Genomic DNA, 16,337 nt, shown 5'->3' on the forward strand with positions numbered 1-16,337 from the left:
TATGGCTGCTGATCGGATCGTCATCAAACGCCTTGCGTTCACGGGGCCGGAGAAGGCGCTGAAGGATCTCCCGTTCGTTCCGGGGCTGAACGTTCTATGGGGAGCGTCCAACGCCGGTAAGTCTTTCATGATCAAATCGCTGGACTTCATGTTCGGCGGTGGAACGCCGCTGCCTGGAATCGCACAGCTTCAAGGATACGACCGCTGCTGGATTGAATTGGATCTCCCCCGCTCTGGCGCGACGACCTTGTCGCGGTCACCGAGAGGCGGCAGCTTCGCCGTATACGCTGACCCCGTCGAAAACGCGCTCGGGACGGATCCAGAAGGAACACTGTCGGCTACCCACTCTTCTGGGACAGATAGTTTATCCGGATACCTCCTTGACCAGGTCGGCATTCAGGGCAAGCAGATCGCATCGACGTTATCCGGCGACAAAGTCGGGTTCAGCGTCCGGCACTTGGCCCGCTATATGTTTACGGAGGAAACTCCGATGATGTCGGAGGCTGCTCCGATTAGGATATCGGAGCGGAACAGTGAGACGCTGGATCGCAATGTCCTCAAATTCATTCTTTCAGGCATCGACGACAGCGCCGTGGTGGTCTCGAAGAGCACCAAGGAGCAGAGGACTGCGAATTCCGGGAAGATAGAGATCGTCGACGAAATGATCGCTAGCACGCAGGCTGAGCTTGCGAAATTATTTCCCCAAGACGATGCCATAGACGAGTTGGATCTCGCAGCGCAGAATGAGCGTCTGACGGCTTCGCTGCGCGCCTACCATACCACCCTTTCGGCAGCGCAGCAGCGTCTCGACCTCCTTGTGCAGGGCCGCCGTCGGGCTAAGGACGAACTCGAGAACCTCCACTTCCGCATCGCTTCGATCAATTCAACCGTCGACCGCTTTGGGCTGCTTGAAAACGTCTACAACAGCGATATGGAGAGGCTCGAAGCTCTTGAGGAAGGCGCGGCTGCCCTTATGGCTGGCGCTCGCCGACCCTGCCCTCTATGTGGAGCCGACCCCGCCCATCAACATGAGGCGCACGGTCTTGAGGTTGTTGAGCTGTCGCGGGCTGCGGTGGTCGCAGAGATTGTCAAAATACGAGGTGAGAGTTCCGATCTCAAGCTCACCGTCCGATCACTGACCGCGGAGTGGGAAGGACTGGTAGCTCGAGCAGCTCAAATACAAGAGCAGCTCGCTCAAGCCGAAATCAGGATCGCCGGTGCCCGACCTGCCGAAGTCCAAGCTAGAAAGTCCTACGAAGAGATCGACCAAGCGCGGCAGAGGATCAAGGATGGTCTTGCCTTGAAAAGGCGTATCGACAGTCTGAAAGTCAGGAGGCAAGAGCTCGAGTCCTTCAAGGCTGTGAAAACCTCCGACCCAGTTGTTCCTGGAATCAGCGGCCCGCTGGGGCACGAGTTCGCCATGACGGTACAATCAATACTCCACGAGTGGCAGTTCCCCGGCGAACCCGTGGTCTCCTTCTCGGAGAAGCACGACATCCTCCTGAACGGTTCGGATCGAGGAAGCAACGGCAAGGGCGTCCGTGCGCTTATGAACGCAGCCTTCAAGATTGGCGTCCTGATCTTCTGCCGTGAGCATAATCTGCCGCATCCTGGTATCGTGGCGCTCGACAGCCCGCTCCTAAGCTATCGTGACCCCCACACATCGAGGCACGGCGAGCTTTCTGCGGACGAACAGCAGGTAAAGAACGCCGGGCTAAACACGTATTTCTACGAATATCTCGAACGGCAATCGTCGCACGCGCAATTCATCATAGTCGAGAACGATCCGCCGCCCTTCAAGCTCGGCCCAGACGCAATGGTGACGACCTTCAGCGGCCCTGTTTCCGTGAGTGGTCGTAGTCCCACAAGCCAGCGAAGCGGACTTCTGTAGAAATCGGCAATCCTCCGTGACCTTAGGTGCTTCTCTTCAACCCTGCCTGGTCAGCACCAACTATGGATGATCCTGCCTTTCGACATTCGGATGATATGGACGTCGTCTTTTGACGAAGGGTCGCGTGCCACCGAATTTTGGTCGGTTCCATTAGGGGCTCAATTAAACGATTGCCCCTACGCAGGGCGGAAACACTTAAAAAAGCATGTATTCCGGTTGCGCTTTGAGGAATGCACCTTTCGTGACCGTAGAGAAGTAAGATTCTTGAATGAGGTTTTTTTTCTCGGCCGACCAGCTATCAACATGCGACGGTCGAAGGAAAAAATTCTCCGTCGTATCAAGCGCCAAAGTAGAAAGCGCGAGCAATCGCTCTTCGCCCCTCTTCAGCATAACGGGCGCAATGTATTTCCTGGCGTTTGCTGACTGCGCTTTGGGATAGCTGAAAATCACCGCCGTTTCACTCCCTGAAAGCGGGATCATATTCAATGCAATGCGCGGCATTTTATTGTCTTTTGGATTTTCGATGGTTGGAAAGAACGACGACGACGCCAGCACTGCGGCGCGATCCGAGATCACGAAAATCGAATGCGTTATTTCTCCGAAGCGGCCTTTCAGCATGTTCGTGTCATAGTGGTCGAGGCGATACCGCCACGTCATCCATGCTTTGTGCATAGCTTCGACGGGTGCAATAGCTGACATGGTTCTGTCATTGGGATTGACCAGCCCCAGTTTTACATTGGTCTCGTGGGTAAATTGCAGTTTCGCTGCACCTTCTAAAATGGCATGTAGTTCCCGCGTTAAAGAGCGATACGCTATTAAAAATAGTTGCTCGGCATTTTCCAGATCGAGTAGTTTGGTATCGATAGGACGGAAGATTTCCGTGTCGTGTCGATTGCAGAATCCCGTGAATGTAGACGCATTGTTACGGCCGACCCTCTCAAATTCGCAGACGGGTTTCGCACCAGCGAAATTTATCTTTAGGCCGTAGACGTGCTTATCTTCTTCAATGAAAGATAGAGCCGTCGACTTCTGGACGGAGTGAGCACGAATTGCAGGTTTTTCGCAACCCATGTCCGGACACAAGCATTTGTTGAATTTCTGATTTATCGCCTCGAAGAAGAGCCCTTTGTGTCTGCCGTCAGTCATCGTTTTCATTCTCACCCCTATCCGCGCCTGCAGTATTCAAATCGATTTAGTTGACATACGTAGAGATAAAATCGACCAAGCAGCGCAGTAAGTAATCAACAGGAGGTACGATGCCAAGTTGGCTCAACAGCTTCTTTTCCTTAAGCCATGAAATCCCCTCCAAGACCGCTCTAACTGTATTTTGTGCAACGCTCCTGATACTTTTTCTACCATCAGAGTGTTTTCAGGCACAACGAGATTGTTGGACACGTGTCAGCCCAGCCTGATCCATCGGGGTCCGTTCCTGGCGCAAAGTTGCCGAGACAGCAGTTGGCCCCAAGAGGTGATAGGCGACCAAACGCGATGGCGCAGCTTCGCGCCCTCATTTCGGTCGTGCGGGAGTTTCGATAGATGTGCCGAGAGCCGCCAGACCACTTAGAGGCAGCATAAGGGTCATTGCCCGTGGGCATTAGCGGTGCCTGAAGGGGGCAGAGCGAGTCGGCCGCTCCTGACGACGGGGCTCAGGAAAGCAGGGTCTGCTTGAGTTCGAGAAGTATAGAACGTTGGGGATTTGTACCCATGCCATAGTCATCCACATTTCTTAATGTGGTGCGGCATCCTATATTCTTGGCCTATGACCGAATCAACAAATACCGCATCCGAAAAACCCAAGTATGCTCCGTCGCGTTACATGCGTGACCGCCACCCCGACCTGTTCTCCGACTCGGTGTCGGAAGTGGAATATGAGGTCGAGCGCGAGGTGTTGTCATACCACCTCGAAACGCTTACCAATCAGAAAGGCGAAACCGCATTCGAGAACTTCGCTCAGCGCCTTTGCGAGAAATTCATCGCGCCGAATATTCGTCCTCAGACGGGTCCGGTTGGCGGGGGCGACGGTAAGACCGACGCAGAGACATTTCCCGTGTCGAGTGAAATCTCTACGCGCTGGTTCGTGCCCGACAATGACAAGGCCGGCGAGCGCAAGGCTTTCGCATTCAGTGCCAAGAAGACTTGGCGCTCAAAAATCAAGTCTGACGTCGCCGCCATCGCCGGTACCAAACGTGACTACGATCAAGTCATCTGCGTCACGAACCAGTTCGTCCCCGCGAAGAAGTCTGCCGACCTTCAAGACGAGCTTTTTAAGGAACATGGCATTCCAGTCACCATTCTGGATCGCACATGGCTCCTCGACCGCGTCTTCAAGCACGACAGTATGGCGATTGCCGTCGAGGAGCTTGGCGTTGGCAAGGGCACGGAGAAGCAGACCAAGAAGCTGGGGCCGAATGATACCAAGCGCGCGGCGGAGCTGGATGCCCTTGAGGCAAAGATCGCTGATGGTTCGCAGTATCAGGGGCAAACTGTCGCGCTGGTCGAAGATGCGCGACGTGCTGCGCTTCTGGCTCGAGGATTGGAGCATTCGAGCGCCGAAGTGAACGGGCGTTTCGATCGCGCACTCCGTCTCGCGCGAGATAACCACATCAAAAAACTTGAACTCGCTATTGCCTACGAGTGGGCATGGACCTCCCATTTCTGGCATGAGGACCACCTTCGCACGTCTGAACTCTACGACGATGTCGAACGTCTCGCTTTCGGTTCTGACGATGCAATTGACTTGGAGCGTCTAAGCAATCTTCTGCCCCTGATACGCATGAGCGTGCACACGGGCTCGATGGACGCATCGAAAGGAAAGCTCAAGAACCGCACCGCTGCACTCAAGTCCGCGCTGGAAGCTCTGATGGTGCAGACCAATCGGCCCAACAACGCGCTACATGCTGAAGCCATGTTGCTGATGACTCGTGTCTCCGAAAAAGGTGTTGAGCATCGCGACGACCCGCTGAAGAACATCTGGGTCTCGTTCACCGACGTTATCAAACGAGCCGAAGGGCTAGGAACATTCCCGTTCACGAGCATCGCAGATGCCCTCACACAAATCGGCGAATTCATCGCTGACAGCGACGAATTCGACACGCTGTTCGAGACCATCACCGATGCCCTCGCGGCACGCAGCGGCCAAGGCGAGGCTGCAAGGAAGAATGTTCAAAGGGCGTATCAGAAGCTTGCGAAGGGATTGCCCTATGACGCCATCCGCTGGTTCGGCCGTGCCGTCGCGCTGCTCATCAAGGAGGAGTACGGGGACGAGCTCATCGATGCGTTGCTAGGCGCAGGATTCGCCTTCGAACAAGTCGGCCTTCCGTGGGCTGCAAGGAATTACACCCTCGCCGCCGTCAGTCAGGAATTCTTCGCCTTCAAAAGATACGGCAGCATTGGCGCGTTGCGGTCCTCGGTCTTGTCCAGGTACTTCGACACGGAATTCAAACTCGGTCGAGTTCCACAGATCCTGAGCGCGCACGAGCTCGAAATGATCGTTTGTACTGCCCAAGCACGCACGGACGGGCAGCGCCGCCGCCTCAACAAGGTGCAAGAGTCGCACATGATGCAGATCGCATCGCTGCTTCTGCAAACTCCCCTCGATAAATTGAGCGAGATCGCTCAGCTTCCTGATGCGCTCGAACGGCTCGCATTGCCAATGTCGCGCACCGCTCTTCTCTACCTGATGGGAAATGAAGACATCCTGAGAACGGAGGGCTGGATACCGGAACAAGAGACCCCCGAAGGCGCAGAGATCTTCATGCGAGACCTGCGTGATTACGGCGTGAAAGCGGACTACCCTGCTCCAGACTTAGCCCTTGGGGAAACCGTTACGCTCTCGTCCAACGTGCTCGGATGCCGCATCGAGTTGGCTTGTGCCAACAATCTAGTCTCCATCGGCATTGGCGAGGCTGTCCTCGGGTCACTGGAAGCCTTGCTAGCGACGAGTCTCGATCATCGCATGTTGCCTCAGGTGGATCACTTGCAACTGCGGGTTACGCCGTCCGACACCGTCGGACTCAGCCCCGTTCTGACGTTTGCCGATGTTGACGGCGAGCCCATCGGCACGATCGCGCATCGCATGGTCATGGAATACAAGACCAAAGAGGATGCGCTATCGTTTCCGCATTGGATGAGTGATGCGGTTCTCGAAATCTTCCTTCGCTTCGCCGCGCCTCAGGATGCCGAGGCGTGGGGTAAGGCGCTGTTCGAAGATGAACGCGCCCTAGATCGCGCGCTGACGTTCTCGAACGTTCCAGTCATGCTCGCTAATCTGCACGGTGATCGCGCGCAGCTTTCTCTCGCTGATTGGATCGATCCTGCCGACCCCACCTATGAGGTCAAACGCACGAAAGTATGGCCCCCCGCACCAGCTCCCGAGGCGATCAAATCGTTTGGCAACACACAGCGCGGCGAAGGCCTTGCGCCCAAAGAAATGCGCGATGCGGCCAAAGGCAAGCACTCTAAGACGCGCTGGCTCTCGCCTATCGATATGCAGAAGTGGGACAAGGCGAAATGGAACGGCACCTTCTTCATGTGGTCCCCGCCCGGCCCCGACATGCCGCCTCCCATGCTGGGACTCGCGTACGAGAATTCTTCGGTTGCTAAAGACATCTTCAAGTCATGGCGTAAGCGGTATGGCGATGACGACGTTAAAGACGATCTCAAAATTACTATCGTTCGCGGCATATCGCGCGATTATCCCGCTGCTTATGCCGTGATGGTCAGTCAAAATCCGGACAATGTTCCAATATCGGAGGGGAATATCATCGGATTTGTGTCACGCATCAATCGCATGTACCCGAATTCAACACAGAACCTCGATCGGTTCGTCGCGGACTATTCGCGTCACGGTCGGTACGTGCTGTTTCCTGCCCACTTGCCAAACAAGCTGGCGCAGCCCGAACCTATTTTCGACCTGCCTATAGGCAAGCACAATCTGACCGTCATTAACGCCTGGGAAATCACCACCAATGATATCGTGGCCTCAGTCTTGGATTTGGATGAACCGCCCTTTATCCCAGCGGACCAGCCGAATGCGCCCGTCCTCAAAACGCTGGAATGGCTAAAATCCTTACGCCTCGAGTAAGTGATGTCCGGATTGGCGGTGGTTTTGATCGGCGAAGGATTGGCTAGCGTAAGCACACGAGTGACCGCTTCGGGCCAGCTTGAGACCTTGGCCTGGCTAACCTGAACGCCCGCGTCCTCGATATGGACGCTGAAAGTGGTCAGTCTGGTTCCGGCCCCATTACAGCCGTTAACCGCGACGCAGCTCAATGTCTCCTGTTGGCGGATACTGTTGAAAAACTCCAGCAGGCCGCTTTTCATTCGGGCTCATTGAAATAATATCGCGCATTCCACGCTCCCAGCACGTCAGACGCAAAGTGGTTTCCTCTCTCCCGTACCGACAGAAAACTATGCCTGACGGTCGGGCAAGCCGCGCCTTACCGATGCTCAGGGGAGTATTTCAACAGTATCGGCGCAATCCGGCCATTAACCTCGCATCTTCGAGACGACCTTTGGTCGTTTGGTCCATGTACCAAGACCTACACAAGATTCATCTTTCCGAACCTAAGGGGCGTTACACGACGCGGGAATGTTGAACAGGCGGCTGCATCAGCTCAATTGTGATACCATCCGGGCCAGAGATGTACGCGACCATTGTTCCGCATCGGGGTCCGGCCGGTATCGGCTGCGGCGAACCCTTCACGGCCCACCCCGCCCTCTCAACCCGCGCGATCGCCCTGCGGATATCCGTAACCGTGAAGGCGATATGCGCGGCGCCGATCGCACCCGCGCTCTGAGGTGTCTCCCCCAGCGTACGGCCTGTCGAATATTCGAGAAGCTCGATAGGGTAGCCATTTGGAGATGCCACCAGCGCCATTCGGCAGCGCGGATCGTCAACCCCCGTGGCCTCCCGTAGAAACTCTCCACCCATCTCTCCTCGGCGAACAAGGTCGAAACCCATCGCCTCAGTCCAGAACTGGATCGCATCCTCCAGCGAGGCGACTGAGAACCCCGTGTGGTCCACAGCTATCACGCCTGCATGTTCGGTCATTTTAATCCTCTCATATCTACCAGTTAATTCTTTGACCGAGCTAACCACGGCTCGATAGCCTTAGAATCTTTCTTTCGTCTCTCGACATCGTTGGGAGCAAAACTTCACGTTGTCCCAAGTCTTCTTCCACTTCTTTCTCCATGAGAATGGCCTGTTGCAGACCGGACAGAACTTAGTGGGCAGGTCTGACTTCTCACGACGCTTCGGCATCCGTTACTCCAGACAGTCTCCATCGATAACGAGACCTTGCCGTGCGTGGCCAACTCAAGCCGACGGTAGCGTGCGCGCGGTCAGCTTGTTTCCATCCGGGTCGCGGAGATAGGCGACAAATGAGCCATTCGGGCGTTCTGACGGCGGTGTCTCGATCGAGTTTCCTCCGTGGCTTGTCCCGGCGTCGTGCCATGCTTTCACATGCTCCGGGCTTCGAGCGACAAGACCGATCGTCCCACCGTTGGCGACCGTCGCTGGTTTCCCATCAATCGGCGTTGTTACCATAAGGCGGCTTCCGCCATGTTTGTAGATAAGCCTCCCTCTGGCGTCGATTTCACCGGGCTCGCCGCCGAGGGCAGCGAAGGTGGCGTCGTAGAAAGCTTTCGATCTCTCCAGATCATTGCTGCCAATCATTACGTGAGTAAACATCGGTCGTCTCCTGTCAGCGGTTGCTTCCAAATATGGCCGAAATTTAACACAAAGGGATCTCAAGTCTCGGAGCCCTGATGCCGGAAGAACCCAAATCGACTACACGAGAGTTCGTGGTACAGACCTGACAGAATCAGTTGGCAACATTGTGTGTAATAGGATCAGCATGAAGACGATCGGGATACTCGGCGGCATGTCCGCCGCTTCCACGCAAATCTATTATCGCGAACTCTGCCGGATGACGCGATAGCGTCTCGGAGGGCTTCATTCGCCGGAATTGCTCATCCGTTCGCTTGATTTCGCGACGATAGAGAGCCTCCAGGCATCGGGAAGATGGGAAGACGCGGGCGACATTCTGAACCGGGAGGCGAAAGCCTTGGAGCGTGGCGGTGCAGATTTCATCATCCTTGCGACAAACACGATGCACAAGCTTGCTGATGCAATGATGCAGGGCGTCTCTATACCCTTGCTGCATATTGCAGACGCCACTGCGGCGCGCATCAAGCAGCAGGATTTGCGAACGCCTGGTCTCATGGCTACTGCATTCACGATGGAGCAGTCCTTCTACGTGGACCGGCTGAAAGCTGCGGGTCTTTCTTATATCCTCCCGGATGCGCCGGACCGAGCCGAGACCCATCGGATCATCTACGAAGAGCTCTGCCGCGATGTCATCACAGCGGACAGCGGGACAGCCTATCGCGATATTGCTGCGCGTCTCGTCGAGCGCGGAGCTGACTGCTTGATCCTCGGCTGTACTGAGGTCGGGATGTTGCTCAATCAAGAGCTCGTCGCCGTACCCGTATTCGATACGACGCTAATTCATTGTGATGCAGCGCTCGCAATGGCATTGGACGATTAGCTTTATCCTGTAACTCAATGAAAATTTCGCGCCTTAACTTTCAACGTATCAATGTGCAGATCCCTGATGAAGATGTCCCGCGCCTCAGGCACCGGTTTCTGTCTATCTCGAGAATCTCCACCACCTACTGAGCCGTGAGCGAACTCGTCGCCGCGTCCGGATGGTGCTTTGAACACGACATCCATGTCAGCCAGACCGGAGAGATCCCCAGAAAGGTCGAATAGCTGCTGGGCGACCAGATGCACGACCTCCCCTTCCCGCTGAATTCGTCCGTTGATGGCCATCATGCTCGATCCAAGCACAACGCGGCGCCGCCTCTCGAATAAACTCGGCCAGACGACCACGTTCGCGGGACCGGTTTCGTCTTCTATCGTGATAAACATCACGCCTTTCGCGCTTCCCGGCTTTTGTCGAACCAGGACAAGACCTGCGGTGTAGACCCATCTGCCGTCGCGGGCAGACATTGCGTCTTCGCACGTAATCATGCTGCGCTTGGTCAAGCTCTCCCGCAGGAATGCCATGGGATGTTCGCGCAGTGTCAGGCCGACGTGTCCGTAGTCCGCAACCACATTATGCCCCTCGGTCATCTGCCGGAGCTCGACTTCAGGCTCCGCCTGCTCAGCGATCGATTTCTGCTCGCGGTCTGCGGCAGCCGCAAACAGCGGCAAAGGCTCGTCACGCAGCGCCTTGATCGCCCAGAGCGCATCGCGGCGTTCGAGCTGAAGCGATGGCCGGAAGGCGTCGGCCTCTGCGAGTTCTACGAGAGATGCTGCCGGAACACCGGATCGTCGCCACATATCATCGACGGAACTGAACCCATCGTTCATGCGCGCGGCAACGATTCGAGCCGCATCCGACGCTGCCAAGCCCTTCACCATCCGCATCCCAAGGCGCACGGCATGACGGTCGGTATTTCCGATCGGCTCCAGCGTGCAGTCCCACCTGGATCGATTGATACAGACAGGCCGGATCTCGACGCCGTGCGCACGGGCATCGCCAACAATCTGCGCAGGGGCATAGAAACCCATAGGCTGGGAATTCAGCAATGCAGCACAGAACACATCCGGGAAATGGCACTTGATGTAATTCGAGGCATAGGCGATCAGCGCAAAAGAGGCAGCGTGGGATTCCGGGAAACCGTAGGACCCAAAACCTTCGAGCTGCGAAAATGTCTTCTCGGCAAATTCGGCGGTATAGCCGTTTCGCACCATTCCGGAGACCAGCTTCTCCTTGAACCTGCTGACGCCGCCCGTAAATTTGAAGGTCGCCATTGACTTGCGCAACTGATCGGCCTCACCTCCCGTGAACCCAGCGCAGACCATGGCGACGCGCATGGCGCTTTCCTGAAACAGCGGCACGCCCAGTGTTTTGCCCAGCACGGCTTCCAGTTCCGGCGTTGGATAGTCCACCTTTTCCTTGCCTTCCCGGCGGCGCAGATAGGGATGCACCATATCCCCCTGAATAGGACCGGGACGCACGATCGCCACCTGAACGACCAGATCATAAAATGTCCGCGGCTTCAGACGTGGCAACATCGCCATCTGGGCTCTGGATTCGATCTGGAACGTGCCGAGGGTGTCGGCTTTGCGGATCATTGCATAGGTCGCCGGATCCTCTTGGGTGATCTTTGCGAGATCCAGATCGTCGTCCTTATGCTTGCGGATCAGGTCGAATGCTTTGGACATGCAGGTGAGCATGCCCAGTGCCAAAACATCGACCTTCATGAATTTGAGGGCTTCCACATCATCCTTGTCCCATTCGATGATCTGCCGGTCTTCCATCGTGGCAGGCTCGATGGGAACGAGGTCATCGAGGCGGTCGTGGGTGAGCACGAACCCGCCGGGGTGTTGTCCGAGATGACGTGGTGCGCCCATCAGTTGCTGTGCGAGTTGCAGCGTCAGCTTCAGCCTGCGGTCATCGGGATTGAGGTTCAATTCCCTCACATTGCGATCACTGACCTCTTCCGACCAGGACCACATGCCCGACGACAATGCCTTAATCACATCCTCAGGCAGGCCAAGCACCTTGCCGACATCGCGAATGGCACCCTTGGCACGGTAACGGCTGACGGTCGCACACAGTGCCGCCTTCTCGCGGGTGTAGGTCTTGTAAATCCACTGAATGACCTCTTCGCGTCGCTCATGCTCGAAATCAACATCGATATCCGGCGGTTCGTCGCGCTCTTGGCTGATGAAGCGTTCGAACAAAAGGTCATTTGTGGAAGGGTCGATGCTGGTGACGCCGAGAATATAACAGACGGCAGAATTGGCAGCCGATCCGCGCCCCTGACAGAGAATTCCTTGCGCGCGCGCGAACTGAACGATCGAAAACACCGTCAGAAAATACGGCGCATATTTCATCGCCTTGATAAGATTGAGTTCGTGCCGAACCGTCGCCAGAACGTCTGGTGGCATACCCTCCGGGTATCGGTCCGGCACGCATTCCCAGACATAATGTTCGAGAGACTGTTGCGCGTCTTTACCCGGAACGATCGCCTCCTCGGGATACTGATAGGTCAATTCCTCAAGTGAAAACTTGCACTGATCGACAATCTCCATCGTCCGCCGCAATGCTTCGGGATAGCGCGGAAACAGGCGTTCCATTTCCTCTGGCGGCTTGAGATATCGATCAGCATGACGTTCACGTTCGAAACCGACGTCGTCGATGGTTGATTTGGTGCGAATGCAGGTGACGATGTCCTGAAGCTGCCGTCGTCCCGGCTCGTGAAACAGGACGTCGTTGGTGACGACGGTTTTGACCTTGTGGCGCGTGGCCATATTGGAAAGATCGTGGAGCCGAAGCTGATCGTTTGGTCTGCGGCGCAGGCAAAGGGAAACATAGGCGCGATTTCCAAACACCTCCGCGATCTTCCTGAGCTGCAAGGCACATGTATCGTCGGCGAGATCGGGAATGAGGATGCCGATCATGCCATCGGCGTAGGTTCTCACATCGTCCCAATGAAGGACACAGTTGTTCTTGCCGCCTCGCCCCTTGCCAAGCGTGATCAGCCGGGTCAGACGCGAATAGGCGGCCCGGTCCGTCGGATAGACCAGGATCGACATGCCATCCTGTAGGTCAAGCCGGCAGCCGACGACAAGCCGCAGGCCGGTGGCGCGAGATGCTTCCAGTGCCCGGATAATGCCAGCCAACGAATTGCGATCCACGACACCGATGGCGTCGATGCCGAGGCTTTTCGCCGTCTCGAACAGTTCGGTCGCGCTGCTGGCACCGCGCAGAAACGAAAAATGGGTGGTCACCTGAAGCTCGGCATATCTCATGCGAATATCCCCTGTACGAACCATTTGTGCGACCCGGTTTCGCTATCTACGCCGTCGCCAGCCCGGAAAACCCAAAGGCGTTCGCCCGCTTCGTCCTCGATGATGAAATAGTCCCGGACTGCGGCCCACTCGGATGTTCGCTGCCACCACTCGCCGAATATTCGTTCGGGACCATCGGCGCGTTTCACCTTGCGGCGTTTGCCACGCCATGTGACGGAAACGGGAGGATGATCGGGCATCAAAGCGATGACCTCGACCAGTTCGGGATGAGCGAGCAGTCGTACCGGACGCGGCCAGTGATGCGACCAGGAGACGACAATGTCATCTGCAATGGGTGCAATCCGCTGAACGCTGCGCTCGGGAACATCGGAGGCAACGGGTGCGAGGCGGTAGACACGCTGTCCACGGTTGCCGAAAATGTCGATGAGCGGGGTGATGTCCGCGATCTCGTCTTCGACAAGCGAAGACGCCCTCTGTGTCTCTTCAAGCGGCTCGACCATGATGGCCGCAAGGGTAAGCTTCTCGATCCCGAAACCCGGATCAATCTTCTCGGTCCTGTCGCGAAACAGTTTCGTCAACCATGAGACATCGCGGGCGGCCTTTGCTGTTCCTGCCCGCAGTGCCTGGGTCGTGTTGTCGACCTTGTGGACGATGAGATCAACGCGGCGAACACCCAGACCCTTTTTCTGGAGTTGGTTACAGAGTTCGATGACCAGGCGACCGACATATTTGTCGATCGTTTCGGCAGCGCCGATCGGCTCCTGGAAAATGCGGCTGACTTCGATCAGTTCGGGCGTGCGAATGGGGTCTATGGGTTCGCCGATGCGGCCGAAGATCTGGTCGAGGCGGCGTGCGATTTCTGGGCCGAAGCGCAGTGTTAGCGGTGCCCGCGGCGTCGCAGAAAGCTCACCGATGGTTCGAAAGCCGAGCGTTCTTAGATCGCCCACCACCTTTTCAGGCAGACGCAACAGAGAAATCGGCAACCGCTCGACCGCTTTTACGGTTTCGCCGCGCGGCACGATCACCGTCTCTCTGGCGATGGCGCGTGCGCAGGCATGAGCGGCACCCCAGGTGTCGGCGATCGCGACACGGGCCGTCAGCCCCCTGCCCCGAAAGCGATTGGCAATTCCCGTCAACATGGCAAGCTCTCCGCCCCGGAGATGGTCGGCACCATCTGTGTCCATGACGATGCCATCAGGCGCATCGACTGCGACGATCGGAGAGTATTGGCTCAGTGCCCAGAAGGTAATGCGCTCCAGCGCTTCGGCGTCCGCCTTCGGATCGGCATCGATCATCATCAGTCCCTGAAACAGAGCCTGTGCCTTTGCAGCCTGCATGCCGACACGTAGGCCTGCCTTCTTCGCTGCAGCATCTGCCGCCGACACCCAGCGTTTCGAGCCGGATTTCCCGATCACGGCGATGGCCTGTTCAGCCGGAATGCCGGGATCGGCGCGACGAATGCGATCCGTCGACAGATCTGGAAGATAGATCGATACGACCCTGGTCATCACACGCTCCAACAATAAACTCGGCACACTCGCCTGCGCGCGACCGCATCAATTCCAGCAACCATCTCGCCCGCCCAACACCCGGCACTGGTAACTCCTGCGACGGCAGCGCACTCACCCTCCACCGGGTCATCGACGCCGTCGGCTGGCCAAAATCATTGGCTTCCGTCTGTCTTCGCCACCTGCGAACAACAAGCGCTAGGCTCCCTTTCTTTTCCGCTGCAAGCTGAAGCCGCCGACTTGCCAGCATCGGCAGTCGCACAACCTCGCCGACGACCGCACCAAGGCCACCGAAGGAGAGCGCCTCTTCCATTGAGGCAAGCACGTCCTCCTCGCGATCGCTTTCCACGAAGATGACCCGGTTTGCGTCAAGACCTGCCTGCGCGAGCGCAGGAAAAAACAGATCCGGGCGCGTCAGGCACCAGACGATCTGGCCTTTGGTACGAGCGGCGACGCCTGCGACGAACAGGGCTGCGGCTGCCCCATCGACGGTTCCAGCCCCACCACCTGCAAATTCATGAAGAGCACCTCTGGCAAGACCGCCTCCCGGCAGCACCGCGTCGATTGCGCTCACCCCGAACGGCAGACATTCCGCTTGCTTGGCCACGACGCCTTCCAACGAGGCGATGCGATCACGCAGATCCGCTATGACATGCTCGCGCGCAGCAGCCATCGTTCACGCAATCCTTCCGGTTCGTGTCGTTTGTGGGAACGGCTTCATGCCGTTTTCAATGTTGAAGTTCACGTTCTGTTCCTGCGCTCAACAGGAGTCAAGAGGCGCTAAATTAGGAATGCAGTCCTCTATTTTTAGCAACTCAAGAGATTCGCAAATTGAATCAGTGAGTAAGATTTGGAACGGTGCTGGGTGACGCGTACAAAATAAATTTCAGGGGAGCCTGATCAATCCCTCAACATCGGCTGTCGATGCGTGCAAGCCCCGCTGATCATACGCTTCATATTCAGGAACCATCCTACGCCGATCGCGCTTACCAATGCTGAAGCTTGAAGAAAGGTAGCACCGAAGTGGTCGAAGCCAGGGTACGCGTCATCGATCTAGAAACAGGCGGCAATGGCCCGAACGACGTTTGCGAGATCGGGTGGCAGGATGTCGTCATCGATCACGCTGGAAAGTGGCAGGTCACTGACGAGCGCGGGACGCTGTTCGTCAACCCTGGCCGTCCGATTTCACCCGACACGATGGCGATCCATCATATCCTGGATGCCCATGTCGCGGATGCTCCGTTCTGGAAGGAAATAGCATCAACCGTTCTCCGTCCACCCGGCCGTATCGACGCCTTGGCAGCTCATCGAGCCGCTTTCGAGCAAAGATATTGCACACCTCGGTTTACAGGCGGAACTCCCTGGGTCTGCACATGGAAATGCGCGCTGCGCGTCTGGCCAGAGCTTCCGCGGTTTTCCAATCAGATGCTGCGTTATCAACGAATGCCCACCGGACTGGTGCATGAAATCGGCCTCCCAGCGCACCGGGCGATGCCCGACGCCTACGTTACGGCTCATCATCTCCGCGACATGTTGAACCAGACCTCGCTTGTGGATTGCTTGGCATGGAGCAGCGAACCAGGCCTTCTGCCACGCGTGCCGGCAGGACCAGATCGTGGAAAACCGTGGGACCGCATCAGCCTCGAAACTCTCAACGCGTTTATCGCAGATCGGGATGTGGACGTCCGCTTCAGTGCACAGATCGAACTGGCCCGTCGAAATGAGGACAAGCCGTCTCAGGATGCGGAACCGGCGCAAGGGACGCTTGGGTTCGAATGAGCAACATGTATCCGGATACGCCAGATGGTCGATACTTCGTCGTGAAAGGCAGGCTGTGGCGTCGCAGCAATCCTAATCTCGATGAACTTACTCGCACAGCCCTGGTCAAGGCTTTGATGGCCGCACGCCGGGCAGTTCGCGACGCATCGGCAGGCTCGCCAGAGATGAAAGAAGCTCGCAAGAAAGTGGATGCGGCCAAGGTCGCGCTTGGTGAACGCGGCCCTGTCTGGTGGGATGACGGCGCGCCGGATTTCAACCGGCACCTTGCCAAGAATACTCCTTACGCAGCCTGGTTCGAACAGTTGGAAACGGACTGAGATGTCATGGCATC

At 56.8% G+C, this 16,337-nt stretch carries 11 protein-coding genes and 1 pseudogene; 5 read left to right on the plus strand and 7 right to left on the minus strand.

Annotation, left to right across the window (positions count from 1 at the left end; translation table 11 throughout):
- Position 1 precedes the first annotated feature (1 nt).
- A complete protein-coding gene (locus GGQ73_RS14295) occupies positions 2–1,891 on the plus strand; it encodes a hypothetical protein (protein WP_183896876.1) in 1,890 nt (629 codons plus the stop codon).
- Positions 1,892–2,086: 195 nt separating this feature from the next.
- Here GGQ73_RS14295 and GGQ73_RS14300 read toward each other — a convergent pair whose 3' ends face one another.
- Entirely contained in the window at positions 2,087–3,046 is a 960-nt protein-coding gene (locus tag GGQ73_RS14300; RefSeq protein WP_183896877.1) for a hypothetical protein, read from the minus strand.
- A gap of 604 nt (positions 3,047–3,650) precedes the next feature.
- Here GGQ73_RS14300 and GGQ73_RS14305 point away from each other — a divergent pair.
- On the plus strand, positions 3,651–6,974 hold the full coding sequence (locus GGQ73_RS14305) for a hypothetical protein (RefSeq protein WP_183896878.1): 3,324 nt from the start codon (positions 3,651–3,653) through the stop codon (positions 6,972–6,974).
- Between the two features lie 492 nt (positions 6,975–7,466).
- Here GGQ73_RS14305 and GGQ73_RS14310 read toward each other — a convergent pair whose 3' ends face one another.
- From GGQ73_RS14310 to GGQ73_RS14320, 3 genes are read right to left on the minus strand one after another with little or no spacing between them, the layout of a single operon-like run.
- Positions 7,467–7,943 carry a VOC family protein gene (locus GGQ73_RS14310; RefSeq protein WP_183896879.1) on the minus strand — a complete coding sequence of 159 codons (477 nt, stop codon included), beginning with the start codon at positions 7,941–7,943 and terminating at the stop codon, positions 7,467–7,469.
- Positions 7,944–8,003: 60 nt separating this feature from the next.
- Positions 8,004–8,153, minus strand: a complete 150-nt coding sequence (locus tag GGQ73_RS14315) for a DUF2256 domain-containing protein (protein WP_183896880.1) — start codon at positions 8,151–8,153, stop codon at positions 8,004–8,006.
- 54 nt (positions 8,154–8,207) lie between these two features.
- Positions 8,208–8,582 carry a VOC family protein gene (locus GGQ73_RS14320; RefSeq protein ID WP_183896881.1) on the minus strand — a complete coding sequence of 125 codons (375 nt, stop codon included), beginning with the start codon at positions 8,580–8,582 and terminating at the stop codon, positions 8,208–8,210.
- A 166-nt stretch (positions 8,583–8,748) separates the two neighbouring features.
- On the opposite strand from GGQ73_RS14320, the pseudogene GGQ73_RS14325 reads away from it, so the two are divergent.
- Positions 8,749–9,441, plus strand: a pseudogene (locus GGQ73_RS14325) (aspartate/glutamate racemase family protein).
- Between the two features lie 14 nt (positions 9,442–9,455).
- Here GGQ73_RS14325 and GGQ73_RS14330 read toward each other — a convergent pair.
- The 3 genes from GGQ73_RS14330 to GGQ73_RS14340 are packed head-to-tail and all read right to left on the minus strand — an operon-like array spanning position 9,456 to position 14,900.
- Positions 9,456–12,719: an error-prone DNA polymerase gene (locus tag GGQ73_RS14330; protein ID WP_183896882.1), complete on the minus strand. Its 3,264-nt coding sequence runs from the start codon at positions 12,717–12,719 to the stop codon at positions 9,456–9,458.
- The gene (locus GGQ73_RS14335) at positions 12,716–14,227 is read right to left on the minus strand and encodes a Y-family DNA polymerase (RefSeq protein ID WP_183896883.1); all 1,512 of its coding nucleotides are present in this window, start codon (positions 14,225–14,227) and stop codon (positions 12,716–12,718) included. Before GGQ73_RS14335 ends, GGQ73_RS14330 begins: the two co-directional genes overlap by 4 nt.
- Positions 14,148–14,900 (minus strand): ImuA family protein, encoded by a 753-nt coding sequence (locus GGQ73_RS14340; RefSeq protein WP_183896884.1) that lies wholly within the window; start codon positions 14,898–14,900, stop codon positions 14,148–14,150. Before GGQ73_RS14340 ends, GGQ73_RS14335 begins: the two co-directional genes overlap by 80 nt.
- A gap of 329 nt (positions 14,901–15,229) precedes the next feature.
- Between GGQ73_RS14340 and GGQ73_RS14345 the strand changes: the two genes are divergently transcribed.
- Together GGQ73_RS14345 and GGQ73_RS14350 are read left to right on the plus strand one after the other, a co-directional pair.
- Complete coding sequence (locus GGQ73_RS14345; protein WP_210290130.1) at positions 15,230–16,006, plus strand: exonuclease domain-containing protein; 777 nt, start codon at positions 15,230–15,232, stop codon at positions 16,004–16,006.
- On the plus strand, positions 16,003–16,323 hold the full coding sequence (locus tag GGQ73_RS14350; RefSeq protein WP_210290131.1) for a hypothetical protein: 321 nt from the start codon (positions 16,003–16,005) through the stop codon (positions 16,321–16,323). Before GGQ73_RS14345 ends, GGQ73_RS14350 begins: the two co-directional genes overlap by 4 nt.
- The last annotated feature ends 14 nt before the right edge of the window (positions 16,324–16,337 follow it).

This window comes from Rhizobium skierniewicense (assembly GCF_014196515.1).
In the GTDB taxonomy this organism is placed as follows: Bacteria; Pseudomonadota; Alphaproteobacteria; order Rhizobiales; family Rhizobiaceae; genus Agrobacterium; species Agrobacterium skierniewicense.